Source organism: Prauserella rugosa, assembly GCF_000719975.1.
Lineage (GTDB): Bacteria > Actinomycetota > Actinomycetes > Mycobacteriales > Pseudonocardiaceae > Prauserella > Prauserella rugosa.
The window spans coordinates 24,260-42,013 of record NZ_JOIJ01000013.1; the positions used below are offsets into that span (position 1 = coordinate 24,260).

A 17,754-nucleotide genomic window follows, 5' to 3' on the forward strand; every position below is an offset into this window, starting at 1 on the left:
TCGGGGAGCCGTGTTGCGGTTTCGGGGGGGGGCGTGTTGCGTCCTGGGGTGGCCGTGTTGCGGATTCCGGGGCCCGTGTTGCGGGGCTCAGGAGGCCGTGTTGCGTTTCGAGGGATCCCGTGGGCGATCCGTTTCGTCAGCGTTGGCGACGCTGGCCACGTTCGGTTTCGAACCCGGGAAGCAGTGACGGCCGAGGATGTCGCGTACCGGCAATGTTCCGAGTCGTCAACGACATCGGACTCGAGGACGGTGCGGACACCGGGACGTTCGCCTACCGGATCGACGGCGAGCACCGTGAGTACGACGTGGAGAACAACGGCGACTGGGGCGACGGCGACGTCGTCGGCGGCATCCTGGAGGACGTCGGCCCTCCCGGGCATCGGCCCGTGTACTCCAGTGACGCCGTGGCCTGGGTTTCGGCACAGCACGCGCTCGCGTTCTCCGAAGCGCTCGGGATGTGAGCTGACGCGCCTCGGATACGCAACGCGGGCCCCTGAGCCCGCAACACGGCACCCTGAGCCCGCAACACGGCACCCTGAGGGCGCAACACGGCACCCTGAGGGCGCAACACGGCACCCTGAGGGCGCAACACGGCTCTTGCGTTAGGGGAAGGCGTCGAGGAGTTGGCGTTCTGCGGTGGTGAGGTACTCCTCGAGGGCGGTGGCGGCGGCGTCGATCTCGCCGGCGGCGAGCAGGCGGGCGAGGTCCCGGTTCATCGCGATGTAGGGCTCGTGAAACGGGCGCAGCTCCGACATCGCGTGGAACGCCAACCGGAGCTCGGCCGTGAGCTGCCGCATGATCTCGTCGGTCCGCGGACTGCCCGCCAGCGCGGCGATCGCCTGGTGGAAGCGCATGTTGGCGCTGCCGACGTCGAGCCAACGTTCGTCGGCGGCTGCCTGCTCGGCGTCGGCGACCGCAGCCTCGACGGCGGCCACGGCCTCGGCCGGAGCCTCCGCCGCTCGTCGGATCGCGCCGGTCTCGAGAAGTCGCCGGGTGCGGTACAGGTCGGTCACGTCGTCGGCGTGCAGCACCCGCACGTACACCCCACGGTGGAACTCGTGCACCAACAGACGCTCGTGTCCCAGGAGCCGGAACGCCTCGCGCAGCGTGTTGCGGGACACCGCGAGCGCCTTGCCCGCGCTGTGCTCCGACAGCCGGGTGCCGGGACGCAGTCGGCCGTCGATGATCAGCTGGCGCAGTGCGTCGGCGACCCGCTCGGCGGTACTCGTGCGGTCGAGGAGAGCGTGGTCCTCGGCGAGCAGGTCGGACCACGGATCGTCCCGGTCGTGCGCAGTGGGTCCGGCCATCGGTGGACGTCGCCCTCCGTTTCTGGGTGGTACGCGCAGGGTAACAAACAGATTGCCCTCTTGTCGGATTGTTGAACAACTAGCTACCGTCTTGCGAAACCCACCGACCTCGGGAGGCCGACATGGCCGACGACGTGAGCCCGGAAACCCGCGACGACGCCGGTCGCGGGAACGGTCCCGACGGACCGAAGACGGCACTCGCCGGCGCCACGAAACGCGGAGCGCTCGCGGGCGCGATCTTCCTGATGGCCACGAGCGCCATCGGACCCGGCTTCATCACGCAGACCACCGAGTTCACCGCGCAGCTCGGCGCCGCGTTCGCGTTCGCCATCCTGATCTCGATCCTCGTCGACATCGCGGTGCAGCTGAACGTCTGGCGCGTCATCGGGATCTCCGGACTGCGGGCGCAGGAACTCGGCAACAAGGTGCTTCCCGGCGTGGGCTACCTGATGGCCGTGCTCGTCGTGGTCGGCGGACTCGTGTTCAACATCGGCAACGTCGCGGGCACCTCGCTCGGCCTCGACGCCCTGTTCGGTCTCGACGTGAAGATCGGCGGCACGCTCTCCGCGGCCATCGCGATCGCGATCTTCGTCAGCAAGCGCGCAGGCGTCGCGATGGACCGGCTCGTCGTGGTGCTCGGTTTCGTGATGATCGCGCTGACGACGTACGTCGCGATCGTGTCCGGACCGCCGGTCGGCGAGGCGCTGACACAGGCGGTCGTGCCCGACACCATCGACGTCCTGGTGATCACCACCCTCATCGGCGGCACCGTCGGCGGCTACATCACCTACGCGGGCGCGCACCGGCTCATCGACTCCGGTGTCAGCGGCCCCGACGAGGTCGTGCGCGTGTCCCGTAGTTCGGTGACGGCGTTGCTGGTCACGGGTGTCATGCGCGTGGTGCTGTTCCTTGCGATCCTCGGCGTGGTCGCCGGCGGTGTCGCGCTAACCGGAGGCAATCCGACCGCCGAGGCGTTCGGGCACGCCGCCGGCGAGGTCGGCATGCGGCTGTTCGGCATGGTGCTGTGGGCCGCGGGCATCACGTCGGTCATCGGCGCGTCCTACACGTCGGTGTCGTTCATCGTGTCGTTCTCGCCCGCGCTCAAGCGCAGGCAGAACTGGCTGGTCGCCGGGTTCATCGTCGTCTCCGCGGTCGGTTTCGTCGTGCTCGACCAGGCGCCCACGACGTTGCTGATCCTCGCCGGCGCGCTCAACGGGCTGATCCTGCCCGTCGGCTTCGGTGTGCTCATGTGGGTGGCCGCGCGGAGGAGCGACCTGATGGGCGGCTACCGGTATCCCCGGTGGCTGCTGGTGATCGGTGTGCTGGCGTGGTTGCTCACGCTCTACTTGGGCTGGAACTCGCTGAGTGGCATCGGCGACCTGTGGAGTTGACGATCCGGAGTCGACGGTTCGGATTGACAGGAGCGGGGACGGTCATGGCGGCGACAGGGTCCACGGGCCAGATGGGCGAGACAGGTGCGGCACCGCGCGTGCTGCCGTGCGGTGATGCCGGATTGCTCGTCGAGTTGTCCGGTTTGGACGAGGTGCTGGCGTTGCACGGTGCGCTCGAGGACCGCCCTCCCGCCGGAGTCGTCGACCTCGTGCCTGCGGCAAGAACGCTGCTCGTCCGCTTCGATCCACTGCGCACCGGGCCCGGCGAGGTCGAGCGGGCCGTGCGGGAGGCAGAGCCGGTTCCGGTGCAGCGGAAGTCGGGCGAACTTGTCGAGGTACCGGTCGTCTACGACGGACCCGATCTCGCCGACGTGGCCGAGCACACCGGACTGTCCGAACCCGAGGTGATCGCCGAGCACACCGCGACGGAGTGGACGGTCGCGTTCGGAGGGTTCGCGCCCGGATTCGGTTACCTGACGGGAGGTTCCGGGCGACTCGACGTTCCCCGCCGTGCCGAGTCACGTACGAGGGTGCCTACCGGCGCGGTCGGCCTGGCCGGAACGTTCAGTGGCGTCTATCCGCGGTCGTCACCGGGTGGGTGGCAACTGATCGGCCACACCGATCTGGCCATGTGGGACGTCGACCGCGATCCGCCCGCACTGTTGCGCCCCGGCGTGCGCGTACGGTTCGTGGATGTGCGGGGAGGGGGATCGTGACCGCCGTCGAGGTCATCGCCACCGGTCCGTTGTCGACTGTGCAGGACCTCGGCAGGCCGGGCAACGCGGGCATCGGCGTGGGCGTGTCCGGCGCGGCCGACCGGGGCGCGCTGCGTTCGGCGAACCGGATCGTCGGCAACCCCGAGGATGCGGCGTGCGTCGAGGTCACGCTGGGCGGTTTCGTGGCGCGGGCGTCTGCGCCGTTGACGATCGCCGTCACGGGCGCGCCGTGTCCGGTGACCGTCGACGGCAGGGCAGCGGCTCCGCACAGCGTCGTCCGGGTTCCTGCGGGAGCCGAGTTCCGCCTGGGGACGCCGGACCGTGGACTGCGCAGCTACGTGGCGGTGCGCGGAGGAATCGCGGTCGCACCCGTGCTGGGTTCGAGGTCGACCGACGTCCTCGCCGGTCTCGGGCCGGAGATCCTGAGGCCGCACACCGTGTTGCCGGTGGGCCCGCCCCCGGAGGATTTCCCTGTCCTCGACAGCGTTCCGGTGCGGCCGCTGCCCACCGACACGGTGAGTCTCCGGGTCGTGCCGGGTCCACGTGACGACTGGTTCACCACGGACGCGCTGGAAACCCTGCTCGGCGAGCGGTACACCGTGACGTCCGAATGCGACCGGGTCGGCATGCGGCTTGATGGGCCCGAGCTCCCTCGTTCCGGGGTGGGGGAGCTGCCGAGTGAAGGCATGATGCCGGGTGCGCTGCAGGTTCCGCCGACGGGCACCCCGACGCTGTTCCTGGCCGACCATCCGGTGACCGGCGGCTACCCGGTGATCGCCGTGGTGCTCGGGTCCGATGTCGACAAAGCGGCCCAGGCGCGGCCGGGGATGCGTCTGCGGTTCACCCCGTCCCGGCGGTGATCCGCCGTGTGTCGGAACGTGGTTCCGGAGACGAGGAGGAAGTCATGACCGCTCTGTTCACCGAGCCGTTCGAGGCGCGTGCCGCGTTCCGCGGCGGCACGGTCATGCCCACCGCCGGACTCTGTCCGGGATGGACGCAGGCCAACCTGATCGCGTTGCCGCAGGACCACGCCGAGGACTTCCTGCGCTTCGCCGACCGCAATCCCCAGTCGTGTCCCGTGCTCGGTGTGACCGAGCCGGGCGCGGTCGGGCTGTCGATTTTCGACGGCGATCTGCGTACCGACCTGCCCGCCTACCGAGTGTACGAGAACGGGGAGCTCGTGGCCGAACGCGCGGATGTCACGGATGTGTGGCGCGGCGACCTGGTGGCCGTGCTCATCGGATGTAGTTTTACCTTCGAGAACGCGCTCCTGGAGGCGGGCGTTCCGGTGCGGCACATCGAGGATTCGTCGAACGTGCCGATGTATCGCACCTCCGTCGAGTGCCGCCCCGCGGGCAGGATGTCCGGCCCGCTCGTGGTGTCGATGCGGCCGATTCCCGTCGACCAGGTGGAGCTCGCCATGCGGGTGACGTCGCGGTACCCACGCGTGCACGGCGCACCTGTCCATATCGGACAGCCGGAGTTGCTCGGTATCCGTGACCTGGACCGGCCGGACTTCGGTGATCCCGTGCGCATCGAACCGGGGGAGGTGTCGGTTTTCTGGGCGTGCGGGGTCACTCCGCAGGCCGCTGTGATGCGGTCGAAGCCACCGCTGGCGATCGGTCACGCACCGGGACACATGGCGATCACCGACGCCAGGGACGAGGACTATCTCGTCGAGGTCTGACACCTCGTGGCCCTCGCGGTGGGTGGCGGTAACCCTGAAGCCGCAACACGCGGCCCGGAATCTGCAACACGCGACCCTGGGGGCGCAACACGCGGCCCGGGATCCACAACACGGGCACCCGAATCCGCAACACGGGCTCCCAGGGGCGCAACACGGTTAGGTGGCGCGGATGGCTGCCTTGGCGATCGCGATGGCCTCGTCGTCGCCGAGACCCAGTTTGCGTGCGGTCTCGGCGTAGCGTTGCGCCGCCTCGCGCGCCTGCTGGCGCGACCGATCGCCCGTGGAACCCACGAAGGTGCCCGAACGGCCCTTCGTCTCTATCAGCCCGGCTTCCTCGAGTTCGCGATAGGCACGGGCGATCGTGTTGGCCGCGATCCCGACCTCGGCCGCGAGTCCCCGCACGGTGGGCAGTTTCGTCCCGACGGCCAGCGTGCCGTCGTTGATCTTCCTCGCCAGCTCCGCCCGCACCTGTTCGTACGGCGGGACTTTCGCCGTCGGATCGACACCGACCAGCGGTTCCGTCTCGCTCATCGTCGAGCACCCTCGCATACGGCTGCTGACCGGGGCAAACGGTACGACGAGCCGGTCAGGCACGCTCCAGTGCCGCGGCGATGACCTCGGTGAGGTCCTCGGTGCCGGGCGGCAACGCGTGCACCGGCCACCACCGCAGGTCGTCGGACTCGTCGCTCGCGACGGGTTCGGCACCCTGCGGCGCGCGGACGAGGAACTGCACGTCGAAATGCCGCGTCGGCACTCCGAGTGAGCACGTGATCGGGTGGACGTCGAGCCGCAGCGGGTCGTCGTCGATGGTCAGGCCCGAGATCCCCGACTCCTCGGTCGCCTCGCGCAGCGCGGCGCCGGTCAACGTGGTGTCCTCGGGTTCGCAGTGCCCGCCGAGCTGCAGCCACCTGCCCACGCGCGGGTGCAGGGTGAGCAGCACGTGTTCGGCCGCGGCGTCGAGCACCACCGCCGAGGCGGTGAGGTGCCCCGCCTCGCACGAGCGCGCGCACGCGTCGGCGCGTCCAGCGAGGAAGCCGAGGTAGGCCTGGCGCAGGGCCTCCTGTCCCGGCACGGACGGCTTCCAGTGCTCGAGTGTGGACAGTGCGGCCCCGTGGAGTTCGCTCGTCCCGGACCCGCTCGTCCCGGTCCCTGTAGGCACGGGTCCTGTAGGCACAGTTCCTGGAGGCACGGTTCCTGGGGTCACAGTTCGAGCAGCCCTTCGTCGAGTTCGCGTGGCGGTCGCGGTCCGGCGGTCTCGGTGGGGTGGCCGACCGCCACCGCACCGAGCGGCTGCCACGACGGGTCCAGGTCGAGCGCGTTCCGGACGACGTCGGCGGCGAAGATGGTCGAGCCGATCCAGCACGATCCGAGTCCCTCGGCGGCCAGCGACACCAGCAGTCCCTGCACGGCCGCGCCGCCGGCCACGGTGAACATCGTGGACTCGCAGGCGTTGCGGCGGTCGTCGGGGTAGGTGTGCGCGCCGTCCGGCACCAGGAACGGAACGACGACCTCCGGCGCGTCGAAGAGGATGTCGCCGCGGCGCAGCCGCTTCGCGATCTGCTCCTCGGTGAACCCGTCGGCGGCCAGATCGGCGCGCCAGGCGTCCCGCATCGCCTCGAGCAGCTTGGTGCGCTGCGGGCGGCTGCGCAGCCAGACGAACCGCACCGGCCTGGTGTGGTGCGGCGCAGGCGCGGTCAACGCGGCCCCCACGGCCCTGCGCATCGCCTCGGGGTCGACCTCCTGGTCGGTGAAGCTGCGTACGGACCGCCGCAGCAGTACGGCCTCGCGCCTGCCCTGGTCGATCGCCTCGTTGGTGCCCAGCCGGAACAGGTCGTACTCCACCGGCCGCACCAGATCGCGTGCCGTGGACGGCTCGGACTCGCCCGCGCCGATCCGCAGGCCGCGCACGACGGCCACCGGCAGCCTGCCGAGCTTGCCCTTGACCAGGTCGGCCGCACCCGCGATCTCGTCGGCAACCGCGATCTCGGTGACGGCCAGTTCGTTGCCGTGGCTGTCGACCTGGCCCTCGTAGGCGTGCAGCACGCGCAGTCCCGAGGCGCCGATCGTCTCGTCGGTCTGGCCGTTGCGCCAGGCGCGGCCCATGGTGTCGGTGATCAACACGGCCACCTCGACACCGAGGCGCTCCCGCAGTCCGTTGCGCAGGGCCAGCGCCGAGGCGTCCGGGTCGTAGGGCAGCAGTGCGATCTCGTCGAGCTCCACATTGGATGCGTCGACACCCGCGGCCGCCTGCACGATGCCGTTGCGGTTCTGCGTGATGAGTGTGCGGCCGATTCGCGCGAGTACGCGTTCGGACTCCTCGTCGATCAGCCTGCGCCGCGCCGCGTCGCGTCCCTCGGGATCGGAGGGAACACGGATCAGCCGTCCCTCCGCCTTGGACACGATCTTGCTCGTGACCACCACGACGTCACCGGAACGCAGCCACGGGGCCGCGGAAGCCAGCGCCCCGGTGAGGTCGTCGCCGGGGCGGAACTCGGGAAGGCCTTCGACGGGGAGGATCTCGACGCGCGTGCCTGCGTGGTCAGTCAACGTGCACTCCGGCGAGGTCGAGCGCGTCGCGCGCCATCTGCGCCGTGGCGTCCACATCGGACATCATGATCGGCACGGCGCGCACCGCGACGCCGGGCACGTCGACACGTTCTCCCGAATGCACCAGCCAGCCGTCGATCAGGCCCTCGTCGGAGGTCTGCCGCGAGCCGTAGTGCGCACCGACCGCCTCGGCGGACGTCTCGACGCCGATCGCCGACAGGCACGCATCGCCCATGCCGCGCAGCACCTTGCCGCCGATGATCGGGGAGATGCCCACGACACCCGCCTCGGTCTTGCGGAGCGCGTCCCGCACACCGGGCACCGACAGCACCGAGCCGATCGACACCACCGGGTTCGACGGCGCGAACAGTACGGCGTCGGCCTCGCCGATCGCATCGAGCACGCCCGGCGCGGGGGCCGACTCCTCCGCACCCACCGGCACGATCGAGTGCGTGGGCAGTTCCGCACGGTGGCGCACCCACCACTCCTGGAAGTGGATGGCCTTGCGCTTCGTCGGGTCCTCGGGGTCGTCGACGACGACGTGGGTCTCGACGCGGTCGTCGGTCATCGGCAGCAGGCGCACGCCCGGCTGCCAGCGCGCGCACAGCGCCTCGGTGACGGCCGAAAGGGGATAGCCCGCGCGCAGCATGCGCGAGCGGATCAGGTGCGTCGCGATGTCCTTGTCGCCGAGCGCGAACCACGTCGGATCGGCGTTGTAGGCCTCGAGCTCGGCCTTGATCGACCACGTCTCGTCGGCGTGGCCCCATCCGCGTTCGGTGTCGACCCCGCCGCCAAGCGTGTACATGCAGGTGTCCAGGTCGGGGCAGATGCGCAGACCGTGCATCCAGACGTCGTCACCGGTGTTGACCACCGCGGTGACCTCGTGCTCCGACCCGGCGTCGGAGGCTCCCGTCGGCGGCAGTCCCAGCGCGGCTTTGACCCCCAGCAGGAAGCGGGCTCCGCCCACTCCGCCGACCACGACCACGACCTTCACGTTCGCCCGCCTCTTTCGTCGTTCGTCCGCCCCTCGTTCCTTACCTCGCTCGATCCTCGCACGGCGCCCAGTAGCGGTAACGGTGGTGTTCGCGGAATCCCAGACGTTCGTAGAGCGTGAGCGCGGCCGTGTTGTCGGCCGAGACCTGCAGCACGCAGGCCGGTGCGCCGTGCCGTTCGCCCCACGTGCCGATACCGGCCATCAGGGCCGTTGCGAGCCCCGTGCGCCGGTGTTGCGGGCGCACGGCGAGCCGCGCCACGAACAGCAGGCCGCCGCCGAGCGCTCCCCGCACGGCCCCGCGGGTCCCGTCGGGGCCGGTGACCAGCCCGTACCCCACCGGATCGCCGCCGGTGAGGACCTCGCGTTCGGCGTCGGTGGGCTGCTGTCTGCCCACCGTCAGCTCCCACCACCCCGGCGTCGGTTCGGCGCGCACCTCGACGCGGTGCCCGGGGACCGGCACGGGCGGAACCGCCGGGCCGAGCAGCACCGCCACCTCGCCGCCGGCGGGACGGTCGTCCTGCGGTGCCCAGCCGAGTGCGGGCAAGGCGTGCTCGATCGGACCGCCGCGCACCGTCTGCAGTAGCGGAGAGATGGCATGGTGGTGGGAGAACTCACAGACCGCGGTGAGTGCGGCAGGCAGGTCACGGCCGGGGTCGCCCACGGCGAGCGCGCTGTTGGCCCGCCCGGTGAAGCCTCCCGCCGCGCGCAGCCGCCATTCGCCGAGCGGCTCGTCGACCTGGGCGGGCCAGGCATCGGCGCAGGCGTGTTCGAGACGCGTCACACTGATCATGTCGGTATGCGTACCGGCAACGGGCGAAAGGAGACGCATGAATATCTCGCGCAGGGACGACCGTCACAACGCCGACCTCGCGAAAGAGATCTCCGACAGCTTCAACCGCGCGATCGGCGAGAAACGAGAGCGGACTGACCAGCCCGGCGACGGGAACGACGAGTCCCAGGATGCGGGCGAGCAGCAGGCGCCGCGCTTCGTGGTGACCGGCGACAAACGCGATACCGGACGCAGGCCCCGCAGGTAAGCGTTGTTCGTCACGCCCGTTTCCCGGTCGGATAAGGGTGGCCTCAGCTTAGGATGCCAGCCGACACCACGTAATGTCCGAAAGTGTCCGCTACCGCGTGCGGACCGGCCGACCGGCTAGAGGAACACAGCAACAGCAGGAGAACGCAGTGACCTACGTGATCGCCGAGCCCTGCGTCGACGTGCTCGACAAGGCATGCATCGACGAGTGCCCCGTCGACTGCATCTACGAGGGCGAGCGCATGCTCTACATCCACCCCGACGAGTGCGTCGACTGCGGAGCCTGCGAGCCGGTGTGCCCGGTGGAAGCGATCTACTACGAGGACGACGTCCCCGACGAGTGGGCCAGCTACACCAAGGCCAACGTGGACTTCTTCGACGAGCTCGGTTCGCCGGGCGGCGCGTCGAAGGTGGGCAAGACCGCCCACGACCCGCAGTGGATCAAGGACCTGCCCCCGCAGGGCGAATGACCCGGCTCCAGCTCCCCGGCTTTCCCTGGGACACGCTGGCCGGGCCCACCGCGCGGGCGAAGGCGCACCCGGACGGCATCGTCGACCTGTCGGTCGGCACACCGGTCGACCCGGTGCCCGAGGCCGTTCGGGATGCCCTGGCGTCGGTGTCCGACATCCCGGGCTATCCGACGACCCACGGCACCCCGCAGTTGCGCGAGGCCGCCGTCGGCGCGCTCGAGCGCAGGCACGGCGTCACCGGCGTCTCGCCGGACGCGGTGCTGCCCACGATCGGGTCGAAGGAACTGGTCGCGTGGCTGCCGATGCTGCTCGGTGCGGGGGAGGGCGACGTCGTCGTCATCCCTGAGCTCGCGTACCCGACCTACGAGGTCGGTGCCCTGATCGCAGGGGCCGAGCCGCTGCGGGCCGACAGCACGGTCGCGCTCGGCCCGTCGCGCCCGCGCATGATCTGGCTGAACTCGCCGTCCAATCCGACCGGCCGGGTGCTCGGTGTCGACCACCTGCGCAAGGTCGTCGAATGGGCGCGGGAACGTGACGTCGTGGTGGTCTCCGACGAGTGCTACCTCGCGCTCGGCTGGGACGCCGACCCCGTGTCGATCCTGCACCCCGACGTGTGCGGCGGCAGCCACGACGGACTGCTCGCGGTGCACTCGCTGTCCAAGTCGGCCAACCTGGCGAGCTACCGCGCCGGATTCGTGACCGGCGACCCTGCGCTCGTCGCCGATCTGCTGGCGGTGCGCAAGCACGCGGGCATGATCGTGCCGCGGCCCGTGCAGGAGGCGATGCGGGTGGCGCTCGCCGACGACGACCTGCTGCAGCGGCAGCGGGGGCTGTACGCCGCGCGGCGCGAGACCCTGCGCGACGCGCTCACCGGTGCCGGTTTCCGCATCGATCACTCGGAGGCGGGCCTGTATCTGTGGGCCACCCGCGACGAGCCTGCCGACGACACGGTGGCGTGGCTGGCCGAACGCGGCATCCTCGTCGCGCCCGGCACGTTCTACGGCCCCGGCGGCGGCTCGCACGTGCGGGTCGCGCTGACCGCCACCGACGAACGCGTCGCCGCCGCCGCGAAACGTCTGGCGGAGTAACCCCTCACGCCGTGTTGCGTCCCTAGGGCCCCGTGTTGCGTCCCCGGGGCGCCGTGTTGCGTCCCCGGGGCGCCGTGTTGCGGTTTCCGGGGCCCGTGTTGCGTCCCTGGGGCCCGTGTTGCGGCCCAGCGTGGTCACCGGGTCGTGGTCTGCGCAGCAGGGGCGGGTGCTCCCATCGGCTCCGGTCGGGTGACGGCGGCGATGTAGCCGTCCGGGCGGATCTCGACCCGCATGCCGTTCCCGGCGCCGTACGTGGCGAAGGCGTGCCCGTCGACGTCGACGAGTCCGCCCAGCCCGGTGTCCTCGGTGCTGGCCGCCCTTCCGATGCGGTGAACGTGGGCCCCGTCCGGTAGCGGCCCGTCGCCGAACACGAGCGTCGTGGGGTGCGGGCCGCGGAACAGGTCGAACAACCGCACCAGCCGGCCCTCCGGGTCGCGTAGTGGCGCATCCGGCGCTCGATCGCCCGCGCAGATCCCGCCCGCCGAGTCGTTCTTGGTGCGGTAACTGATGCCCAGCTGGCGGGTCTCGGTTCCCCGCTCGTGGGCGTCGGCGGCACCGTCGACGTGCTTGCGCAGCAGCCGGGTGGACAGCCCGAGTACGTCCTGGGCGACGGCTCGGCGCTCGGTCTCGTACGTGTCGAGCAACGCGACCGAGCCCTCGGCGAGCTTCCATCCCAGGTTGTAGGCGTCCTGGACGCCGGTGTTCAGGCCTTGTCCGCCGGTCGGAGGGTGGACGTGCGCGGAATCGCCCGCGAGGAACACACGCCCCTTCCGGAAGTGCCGTGCGAGGCGGACGTTGACCCGCCACAGGGTCGACCAGGCCAGCTCGGTGAGGCGGACGTCGGCCCCGGTCGCGTCCAGTGCGGTCTGCAGGGCGTCGAGGGTGGGCGCATCCGTGGCGTCGTCGACGGGCGGGGTGACGAGTTGGAAGTGCCTGCCGCCCGCGAGCGGCGTGAGGCCGACCCCACCGGCTGGATCCGCCGAGCTGTGGAACCAGTGGCCGACGGAGTGGTCGAGCGCATCGGCTCGGACGTCGGCGACGAGTGCGCGGATCGACTCGTCGGTCGTGCCGTCGAAGGGAATGCCCAGTGTCTTGCGCACCGTGCTGCGCCCGCCGTCGGCGCCGACGAGGTAGGCGCTGCGTACGGTCTCGCCGGTGGACAGCGACGTCGTCACGCCGTCGTCGTCCTGGACGAATCCGGTGACGGCGGTCGCGGGTTCGACCGTGACGCCGAGGTCGGAGAGGCGGCCGCGCAGGATCTCCTCGGTGCGGGCCTGGCCGAGCATCCACCCGTTCGGATAGGGCACGTCCGGCGTGGGCTCCTGCCACGGTGCGATGCGCCGCACCTCCGTGAAGACGCCGTCGACATAGGTGTGCAGGTCGGGGACGGCTCTGCCGGCGTCGAACACCGCGTCGAGCACGCCGAGGTCGTCGAACACCTCGAGCGTGCGTGGTTGCAGGCCGTCGCCCTTGGATCCGCCGAGGGGGCGCTCGGCTGCGTCGACGATGCGCACGGGGACGTCACGCCGGGCCAGCTCGATGGCGAGCGTCAGGCCGGTGGGGCCGGCGCCGGCGACCAGGACATCAGGGTTCATGGGCACTCCTCCGGGGGCACACTCGAGTGAATCGAGATTCAGTGAATTAATATTCAGATTGCGCGCTGTTAGCGTTCGGTGTCAAGTCACGAGGAGGAAGCACGGATGGCGACCGCGCGGAAGGCACAGTCGGCGGAGACGGCATCGGCGCTGAAGGCCGCTGCGCGGCGCGTGTTCGCGCGGCAGGGGTACCTGAGCGCCAAGATCACCGACATCACGCGGGAGGCGGGACGCGCCGCGGGGTCGTTCTACAACCACTTCGCGGGTAAGGAGGAGCTGCTCGAGGCGTTGCTCACCGACATGCTCGCCGAGGCCGACCTCGATGTGTACGCCGACCCCGAGCACAGTGAGGACCTTCGCGATCGGGACGCCGTGCGCTGGCACGTCGCGGCGTACTGGCGGTTCCATCGTGCGCACGTTCCCGAGCTCACCGCCCTGCGCCAGGCCGCGATGGTCGACGAACGGTTCGCCGGGCGGATGCAGGAGATCACGGCCGCCGACCGCGAGCACCTGAGCCGCCATCTGTCCCACGTGGACGGTCTTCCCGGCGACCCGCAGCTGGTCGGCTCGGCGGTCCGGGCGTTGCTGGAGCAATTCGCCTGGACCTGGCTCACCCTGGGCGGCGACGGCAGCGGCCGTGAGCTGTCCGACGACGAGGCGATCGAGTTCCTGACCGACTTCATCCACCGCGCCCTGACGTGTGGGGCGGCCGCGCAACCCGGGTGAACACGACGACGCCGCCGGGCTCGCGGGCCCGGCGGCGTCGTTGCAGGTATCAGTCAGTCGTTGGCGTGCAGCGCCTCGTTGAGCTCGACGCCGGTGCCGGTGCGGGGCACGACCTCGACCGAACCGGTCGTGGAGTTGCGGCGGAACAGCACACCCGAGATGCCGGACAACTCGCCCGCCTTCATGGACTTGCCGTCGACCAGCACCTTCGTCCCGGCCGTGACGTAGAGGCCCGCCTCGACGACCGAGTCGTCACCCAGCGAGATGCCCACGCCGCCGTTGGCGCCGATCAGGCAGCGCTCACCGATCGAGATGACCTCCTTGCCGCCGCCGGACAGCGTGCCCATGATCGACGCGCCGCCGCCGACGTCCGATCCGTCGCCCACGACGACGCCTGCCGAGATACGTCCCTCGACCATCGACGCGCCGAGCGTGCCCGCGTTGAAGTTGACGAACCCCTCGTGCATGACGGTCGTGCCGCTGGCGAGGTGGGCGCCGAGGCGGACCCGGTCGGCGTCGCCGATGCGCACGCCGCTCGGCGAGACGTAGTCGACCATGCGCGGGAACTTGTCGATGCTGTAGACCGTCACCGGACCGCGGGCGCGCAACCGCATGCGCGTGGCCTCGAAGCCCTCGACCGGGCACGGGCCGTGGTTGGTCCACACGACGTTCGACAGGTAGCCGAACTGCCCGTCCAGGCTCACGCCGTGCGGGCGCACGAGCCGGTGCGAGAGCAGGTGCAGCCGCAGGTAGACGTCGTGGGCGTCGGCCGGTGCCGTGGCCAGCGTCGCCAGGGAGGTGCGCACGGCCACCACCTCGACGCCACGCGCCTCGTCGGCGCCCAGCAACGCGGTCACCTCGGAGCCGAGCGACTCCGCAGCCTCCTCGGCCGACAGCCGCACGGTGCCGGGTTCGGCGACCGCGTCGGTCAGCCGCGGGTTCGGGAACCACGTGTCGAGCACGGTCCCGTTCGTCGTGACGGTGGCCAGCCCGACGCCGACGGCGCCGGTCGTTTCGGGATCAGGGGTCTGCTCACTCACGCCGTAACGGTAACCCGCGGGCCGGGCGTGCTACCCGGACACCTCGGGCAGCTGCCGGACCCCGGCCTGGACGTCCCCGAGCGCGTCGGCGATGTCCTGGAGGCTCTGCGTGCAGGCCTCGGTGTCGCCGCTCGCGCCGGGATCGTCGCCGCACCCGCCGCTGTTGTACGCGCGCAGTCCCTTGCCGAGCGTGTCGGCCGCCGACGTCAGCTCCGGATGTTCGTTCTTGGCGTAGTCCCGCGCCTGGCCGGGCACGCTGCCGAGCTGGGTGACGTACTTCTGGCACTTGGGCGGATCGATGTCGCCGGGTGCGCGGTAGCACACGTCCTGCGTGATCGCCCGGAGCTTGGTGGCCAGTGCCGAAGGACCCGGGTCCTCGCCGCCCCCGGTCGGTGTCGGCCCGGCTTCCCTCGAACACGCCGACGCCAACACCATCAGCACGCCTGCCACGGCCACGAGCAATGTCCGGATACGCACGTTCTCACCGTACGCATGGTCGCGGCCGCGGCGCCGCCAGGTCCTCCCGCACTCTGCGCTCGGCGTGGATCTCCGGCACGGTGCAGCACACGCGCCGGTAGCGGCTGCACGTAATCTGGCGGGCATGACCGCGCTCGATCTGCACGCCGATCCCGTCGACCTGACCGCCGCGCTCGTGGACATCCCGTCCGAGTCGAGGAGCGAGAAGGCGATCGCGGACGCCGTGGAGGAGGCGTTGCGCAGCCAGGCGCCGCACCTCGAGGTGGTCCGCAACGGGGACGCCGTGCTGGCCAGGACCAACCTCGGCAGGCCGTCGCGCGTCGTGCTCGCCGGGCACCTGGACACGGTGCCCGAGAACGCCAACCTGCCGAGCAGCCGCACCGACGACGGCGCCATCCTGCGCGGTCTCGGCACCGTGGACATGAAGTCGGGTGACGCGGTCTTCCTGCACCTCGCGGCCACGCTGCCCGAGCCGGACCGCGACATCACGTTCGTCTTCTACGACTGCGAGGAGATCGACGCGAGCCTCAACGGCCTCGGCCGGATCCAGCGCGAGGTGCCCGAGTGGTTGCGCGGCGACCTCGCGATCGTCGGCGAACCCTCGAACGGGTCGATCGAGGCCGGATGCCAGGGCACGATGCGCATCGACGTCACCACGACCGGAGCGCGCGCCCACACCGCACGCGGCTGGATGGGGGTCAACGCCATTCACGCGCTCGCCGAACCGCTGCGCAGGCTCGAGGCCTACGAACCGCGGGTCGTCGACATCGACGGCCTGACCTATCGCGAGGGGCTGCAGGCCGTGCGGATCGGCGGCGGGGTGGCGGGCAACGTCGTGCCCGACGAGGCGGTCCTCGGCGTCAACCACCGGTTCGCGCCCGACCGCGACGTCGACCAGGCCGAGGCGCACCTGCGAGAGCTGTTCGACGGCTACGACGTCACCGTCGTCGACGCCTCGCCGAGCGCCCGGCCGGGGCTGTCGGAACCGGCCGCGAAGGAACTCGTCGCCGCCGCGGGTGGCGTGGCCACGGCGAAACTCGGCTGGACCGACGTGGCCAGGTTCTCGGCACTGGGGATGCCCGCGGTCAACTTCGGCCCCGGCGACCCCACCCTCGCCCACACCCAGGGCGAGCAGGTGTCGGTCGCGGAGATCCGCCGGGTCGCCGACGCGCTCCGGACGTTCCTGAGCGCCGGCGCCTGACCGCATCGGCGCGGCGGGTCGCCCGAACGGAATCCCGACATGCCGCCTCGTAGTCTGGCGACGTGACTGATGGCGTGAACACCCCGGAAGAACGGCCCTCGGAGGCGTTCCGCGGGCCCGTCGTGTTGCGGCGCGAGCAGAAAGCAGGCCCCGGCTCGACCACCGACCAGCGGCTGCTCGACTCGCGCGGGCCCACCGACTGGGTGCACACCGACCCGTGGCGGGTGCTGCGCATCCAGGCCGAGTTCGTCGAGGGTTTCGGCGCGCTGGCCGAGGTCCCGCGCGCGGTGACGGTGTTCGGTTCGGCACGCACGCCACGCGAGTCCGCCGAGTACGCCGCCGGACTGGAGATCGGCGCGAAGCTGGCGCAGTCCGGCTTCGCCGCCATCACCGGCGGTGGCCCCGGCGCGATGGAGGCCGTCAACAGGGGCGCCTCCGAAGCGGGCGGACTGTCGATCGGCCTCGGCATCGAGCTGCCCTTCGAACAGGGCCTGAACCCGTGGGTCGATTTGGGCGTGAATTTCCGCTACTTCTTCGCCCGCAAGACGATGTTCATCAAGTACTCGCAGGCGTTCATCTGCCTGCCCGGCGGATTCGGCACGCTGGACGAACTGTTCGAGGCACTGACCCTCGTGCAGACCAAGAAGGTGACCAAGTTCCCGGTCGTGCTGTTCGGCAGCGACTACTGGGGCGGGCTGTACTCGTGGATTCGCGACACCGTGCTGGGCGGCGGCAAGGTGGGGGAGGCGGACGTCGACCTGCTCTACCTGACCGACGACGTCGACGACGCGGTCAAGGTCGTGCTGGAGGCCTACAAGGCATGGGAGGACACGCACTAGTGCTGCGCCGGATCTGTGTTTTCTGCGGGTCGTCGCCCGGCAACGACCCGGTGCACCGCGAGGCGGCGGCCTCGCTCGGGAAGCTGCTGGCCGGACGTGGTCTCGGGGTCGTGTACGGCGGCGGCGACGTCGGGCTCATGGGCACGGTCGCCGACGCGGCGCTCGAGGCGGGCGGCGAGGTGATCGGCGTGATCCCCGAGCACCTGGTGCAGGCTGAGGTCGCCCATCACGACGTGACGGAACTGCGCATCGTCGAGGACATGCACGAACGTAAGGCGACGATGGCGTCGTTGTCGGATGCGTTCCTCGCCCTGCCCGGCGGAATCGGCACCCTCGAGGAACTGTTCGAGATCTGGACGTGGGCACAACTCGGCCTGCACGCCAAACCCGTCGGCATCGTCGACGTGGCCGGCTACTACGCCAAGCTCGGCGAGTTTCTCGACCACATGGTGGACTCCGGATTCCTGAACACGCCCGGTCGCGAGATCGTCAGTATCGACTCCGATCCCGAGAAGCTCCTCGACGCGTTCAGCACCCACTCGGGCGTTCCGGTCAACAAGTGGGACGTCTGAGCCTGGTCCACTGACGTCGGTCCCGTCGGACGGGGTCCACGCCGAGGGCGGGACGCGGCGGGACGCGA

21 protein-coding genes are annotated in these 17,754 nt (G+C 70.7%); 12 read left to right on the forward strand and 9 right to left on the reverse strand.

The genetic code is table 11. The features are described from left to right. Window positions 1–212 precede the first annotated feature (212 nt). Entirely contained in the window at window positions 213–461 is a 249-nt protein-coding gene (locus IF64_RS0117785; RefSeq protein WP_030533266.1) for a hypothetical protein, read from the forward strand. 141 nt (window positions 462–602) lie between these two features. On the opposite strand, the gene IF64_RS0117790 is transcribed toward IF64_RS0117785, so the two are convergent. Continuing rightward, window positions 603–1,307, reverse strand: a complete 705-nt coding sequence (locus IF64_RS0117790) for a GntR family transcriptional regulator (RefSeq protein WP_030533267.1) — start codon at window positions 1,305–1,307, stop codon at window positions 603–605. Window positions 1,308–1,429: 122 nt separating this feature from the next. Between IF64_RS0117790 and IF64_RS0117795 the strand changes: the two genes are divergently transcribed. Genes IF64_RS0117795 through IF64_RS0117810 form a run of 4 tightly spaced genes read left to right on the forward strand, consistent with a single transcriptional unit; the run spans window position 1,430 to window position 5,101 of the window. Beyond that, the gene (locus IF64_RS0117795; RefSeq protein ID WP_048807474.1) at window positions 1,430–2,698 is read left to right on the forward strand and encodes an NRAMP family divalent metal transporter; all 1,269 of its coding nucleotides are present in this window, start codon (window positions 1,430–1,432) and stop codon (window positions 2,696–2,698) included. Between the two features lie 44 nt (window positions 2,699–2,742). After that, on the forward strand, window positions 2,743–3,414 hold the full coding sequence (gene pxpB, locus IF64_RS0117800; RefSeq protein WP_246134840.1) for a 5-oxoprolinase subunit PxpB: 672 nt from the start codon (window positions 2,743–2,745) through the stop codon (window positions 3,412–3,414). After that, window positions 3,408–4,274, forward strand: a complete 867-nt coding sequence (locus tag IF64_RS0117805) for a 5-oxoprolinase subunit C family protein (RefSeq protein ID WP_030533270.1) — start codon at window positions 3,408–3,410, stop codon at window positions 4,272–4,274. The genes pxpB and IF64_RS0117805 overlap by 7 nt, the downstream gene beginning before the upstream one ends. Before the next feature lie 44 nt (window positions 4,275–4,318). Beyond that, a complete protein-coding gene (locus IF64_RS0117810; RefSeq protein WP_030533271.1) occupies window positions 4,319–5,101 on the forward strand; it encodes a putative hydro-lyase in 783 nt (260 codons plus the stop codon). Window positions 5,102–5,257: 156 nt separating this feature from the next. Here the strand turns inward: IF64_RS0117810 and IF64_RS0117815 are convergent, their stop codons facing one another. From IF64_RS0117815 to IF64_RS0117835, 5 genes are read right to left on the reverse strand one after another with little or no spacing between them, the layout of a single operon-like run. After that, the gene (locus IF64_RS0117815; RefSeq protein WP_030533272.1) at window positions 5,258–5,632 is read right to left on the reverse strand and encodes a GntR family transcriptional regulator; all 375 of its coding nucleotides are present in this window, start codon (window positions 5,630–5,632) and stop codon (window positions 5,258–5,260) included. 55 nt (window positions 5,633–5,687) lie between these two features. After that, window positions 5,688–6,260, reverse strand: a complete 573-nt coding sequence (locus tag IF64_RS0117820) for an NUDIX hydrolase (RefSeq protein ID WP_051757956.1) — start codon at window positions 6,258–6,260, stop codon at window positions 5,688–5,690. Between the two features lie 41 nt (window positions 6,261–6,301). Next, window positions 6,302–7,648 carry a coenzyme F420-0:L-glutamate ligase gene (locus IF64_RS0117825; RefSeq protein WP_030533274.1) on the reverse strand — a complete coding sequence of 449 codons (1,347 nt, stop codon included), beginning with the start codon at window positions 7,646–7,648 and terminating at the stop codon, window positions 6,302–6,304. Beyond that, window positions 7,641–8,642 carry a 2-phospho-L-lactate transferase gene (gene cofD / locus IF64_RS0117830; protein ID WP_030533275.1) on the reverse strand — a complete coding sequence of 334 codons (1,002 nt, stop codon included), beginning with the start codon at window positions 8,640–8,642 and terminating at the stop codon, window positions 7,641–7,643. The genes IF64_RS0117825 and cofD overlap by 8 nt, the downstream gene beginning before the upstream one ends. 40 nt (window positions 8,643–8,682) lie before the next feature. Continuing rightward, on the reverse strand, window positions 8,683–9,432 hold the full coding sequence (locus tag IF64_RS0117835; protein ID WP_030533276.1) for a GNAT family N-acetyltransferase: 750 nt from the start codon (window positions 9,430–9,432) through the stop codon (window positions 8,683–8,685). A 37-nt stretch (window positions 9,433–9,469) separates the two neighbouring features. Here IF64_RS0117835 and IF64_RS0117840 point away from each other — a divergent pair, with 37 nt between their 5' ends. From IF64_RS0117840 to dapC, 3 genes are all read left to right on the forward strand, one after another. Then, the gene (locus IF64_RS0117840) at window positions 9,470–9,679 is read left to right on the forward strand and encodes a hypothetical protein (protein ID WP_030533277.1); all 210 of its coding nucleotides are present in this window, start codon (window positions 9,470–9,472) and stop codon (window positions 9,677–9,679) included. Between the two features lie 148 nt (window positions 9,680–9,827). Next, on the forward strand, window positions 9,828–10,148 hold the full coding sequence (fdxA, locus tag IF64_RS0117845; protein WP_030533278.1) for a ferredoxin: 321 nt from the start codon (window positions 9,828–9,830) through the stop codon (window positions 10,146–10,148). Continuing rightward, entirely contained in the window at window positions 10,145–11,236 is a 1,092-nt protein-coding gene (gene dapC / locus IF64_RS0117850; RefSeq protein WP_030533279.1) for a succinyldiaminopimelate transaminase, read from the forward strand. The genes fdxA and dapC overlap by 4 nt, the downstream gene beginning before the upstream one ends. 134 nt (window positions 11,237–11,370) lie before the next feature. On the opposite strand, the gene IF64_RS0117855 is transcribed toward dapC, so the two are convergent. Continuing rightward, on the reverse strand, window positions 11,371–12,831 hold the full coding sequence (locus IF64_RS0117855) for an FAD-dependent monooxygenase (protein ID WP_051757957.1): 1,461 nt from the start codon (window positions 12,829–12,831) through the stop codon (window positions 11,371–11,373). A 105-nt stretch (window positions 12,832–12,936) separates the two neighbouring features. Between IF64_RS0117855 and IF64_RS0117860 the strand changes: the two genes are divergently transcribed. Further along, on the forward strand, window positions 12,937–13,557 hold the full coding sequence (locus IF64_RS0117860) for a TetR/AcrR family transcriptional regulator (RefSeq protein WP_030533281.1): 621 nt from the start codon (window positions 12,937–12,939) through the stop codon (window positions 13,555–13,557). Window positions 13,558–13,610: 53 nt separating this feature from the next. Here the strand turns inward: IF64_RS0117860 and dapD are convergent, their stop codons facing one another. Next, the gene (dapD, locus tag IF64_RS0117865; protein WP_030533282.1) at window positions 13,611–14,597 is read right to left on the reverse strand and encodes a 2,3,4,5-tetrahydropyridine-2,6-dicarboxylate N-succinyltransferase; all 987 of its coding nucleotides are present in this window, start codon (window positions 14,595–14,597) and stop codon (window positions 13,611–13,613) included. Window positions 14,598–14,627: 30 nt separating this feature from the next. Further along, a complete protein-coding gene (locus tag IF64_RS0117870; protein ID WP_246134841.1) occupies window positions 14,628–15,074 on the reverse strand; it encodes a hypothetical protein in 447 nt (148 codons plus the stop codon). Window positions 15,075–15,198: 124 nt separating this feature from the next. On the opposite strand from IF64_RS0117870, the gene dapE reads away from it, so the two are divergent. The 3 genes from dapE to IF64_RS0117885 all read left to right on the forward strand — a co-directional run bounded on the left by dapE (window position 15,199) and on the right by IF64_RS0117885 (window position 17,686). Next, window positions 15,199–16,275 (forward strand): succinyl-diaminopimelate desuccinylase, encoded by a 1,077-nt coding sequence (gene dapE, locus IF64_RS0117875; RefSeq protein WP_030533284.1) that lies wholly within the window; start codon window positions 15,199–15,201, stop codon window positions 16,273–16,275. Window positions 16,276–16,337: 62 nt separating this feature from the next. Beyond that, window positions 16,338–17,114 carry an LOG family protein gene (locus IF64_RS0117880; RefSeq protein ID WP_030533285.1) on the forward strand — a complete coding sequence of 259 codons (777 nt, stop codon included), beginning with the start codon at window positions 16,338–16,340 and terminating at the stop codon, window positions 17,112–17,114. Next, the gene (locus tag IF64_RS0117885; protein WP_036877052.1) at window positions 17,096–17,686 is read left to right on the forward strand and encodes an LOG family protein; all 591 of its coding nucleotides are present in this window, start codon (window positions 17,096–17,098) and stop codon (window positions 17,684–17,686) included. Before IF64_RS0117880 ends, IF64_RS0117885 begins: the two co-directional genes overlap by 19 nt. Window positions 17,687–17,754 lie beyond the last annotated feature (68 nt).

Coding starts and splice junctions, on each gene's coding strand:
- IF64_RS0117885 (WP_036877052.1), top strand. CDS start 17,096: ATGGGAGGACACGCACTAGTGCTGCGCCGGATCTGTGTTTTCTGCGGG.
- IF64_RS0117790 (WP_030533267.1), bottom strand. CDS start 1,307: ATGGCCGGACCCACTGCGCACGACCGGGACGATCCGTGGTCCGACCTG.
- IF64_RS0117835 (WP_030533276.1), bottom strand. CDS start 9,432: ATGATCAGTGTGACGCGTCTCGAACACGCCTGCGCCGATGCCTGGCCC.
- dapC (WP_030533279.1), top strand. CDS start 10,145: ATGACCCGGCTCCAGCTCCCCGGCTTTCCCTGGGACACGCTGGCCGGG.
- IF64_RS0117795 (WP_048807474.1), top strand. CDS start 1,430: ATGGCCGACGACGTGAGCCCGGAAACCCGCGACGACGCCGGTCGCGGG.
- IF64_RS0117810 (WP_030533271.1), top strand. CDS start 4,319: ATGACCGCTCTGTTCACCGAGCCGTTCGAGGCGCGTGCCGCGTTCCGC.
- IF64_RS0117785 (WP_030533266.1), top strand. CDS start 213: ATGTTCCGAGTCGTCAACGACATCGGACTCGAGGACGGTGCGGACACC.
- IF64_RS0117815 (WP_030533272.1), bottom strand. CDS start 5,632: ATGAGCGAGACGGAACCGCTGGTCGGTGTCGATCCGACGGCGAAAGTC.
- pxpB (WP_246134840.1), top strand. CDS start 2,743: ATGGCGGCGACAGGGTCCACGGGCCAGATGGGCGAGACAGGTGCGGCA.
- IF64_RS0117840 (WP_030533277.1), top strand. CDS start 9,470: ATGAATATCTCGCGCAGGGACGACCGTCACAACGCCGACCTCGCGAAA.
- IF64_RS0117855 (WP_051757957.1), bottom strand. CDS start 12,831: ATGAACCCTGATGTCCTGGTCGCCGGCGCCGGCCCCACCGGCCTGACG.
- dapE (WP_030533284.1), top strand. CDS start 15,199: ATGACCGCGCTCGATCTGCACGCCGATCCCGTCGACCTGACCGCCGCG.
- IF64_RS0117860 (WP_030533281.1), top strand. CDS start 12,937: ATGGCGACCGCGCGGAAGGCACAGTCGGCGGAGACGGCATCGGCGCTG.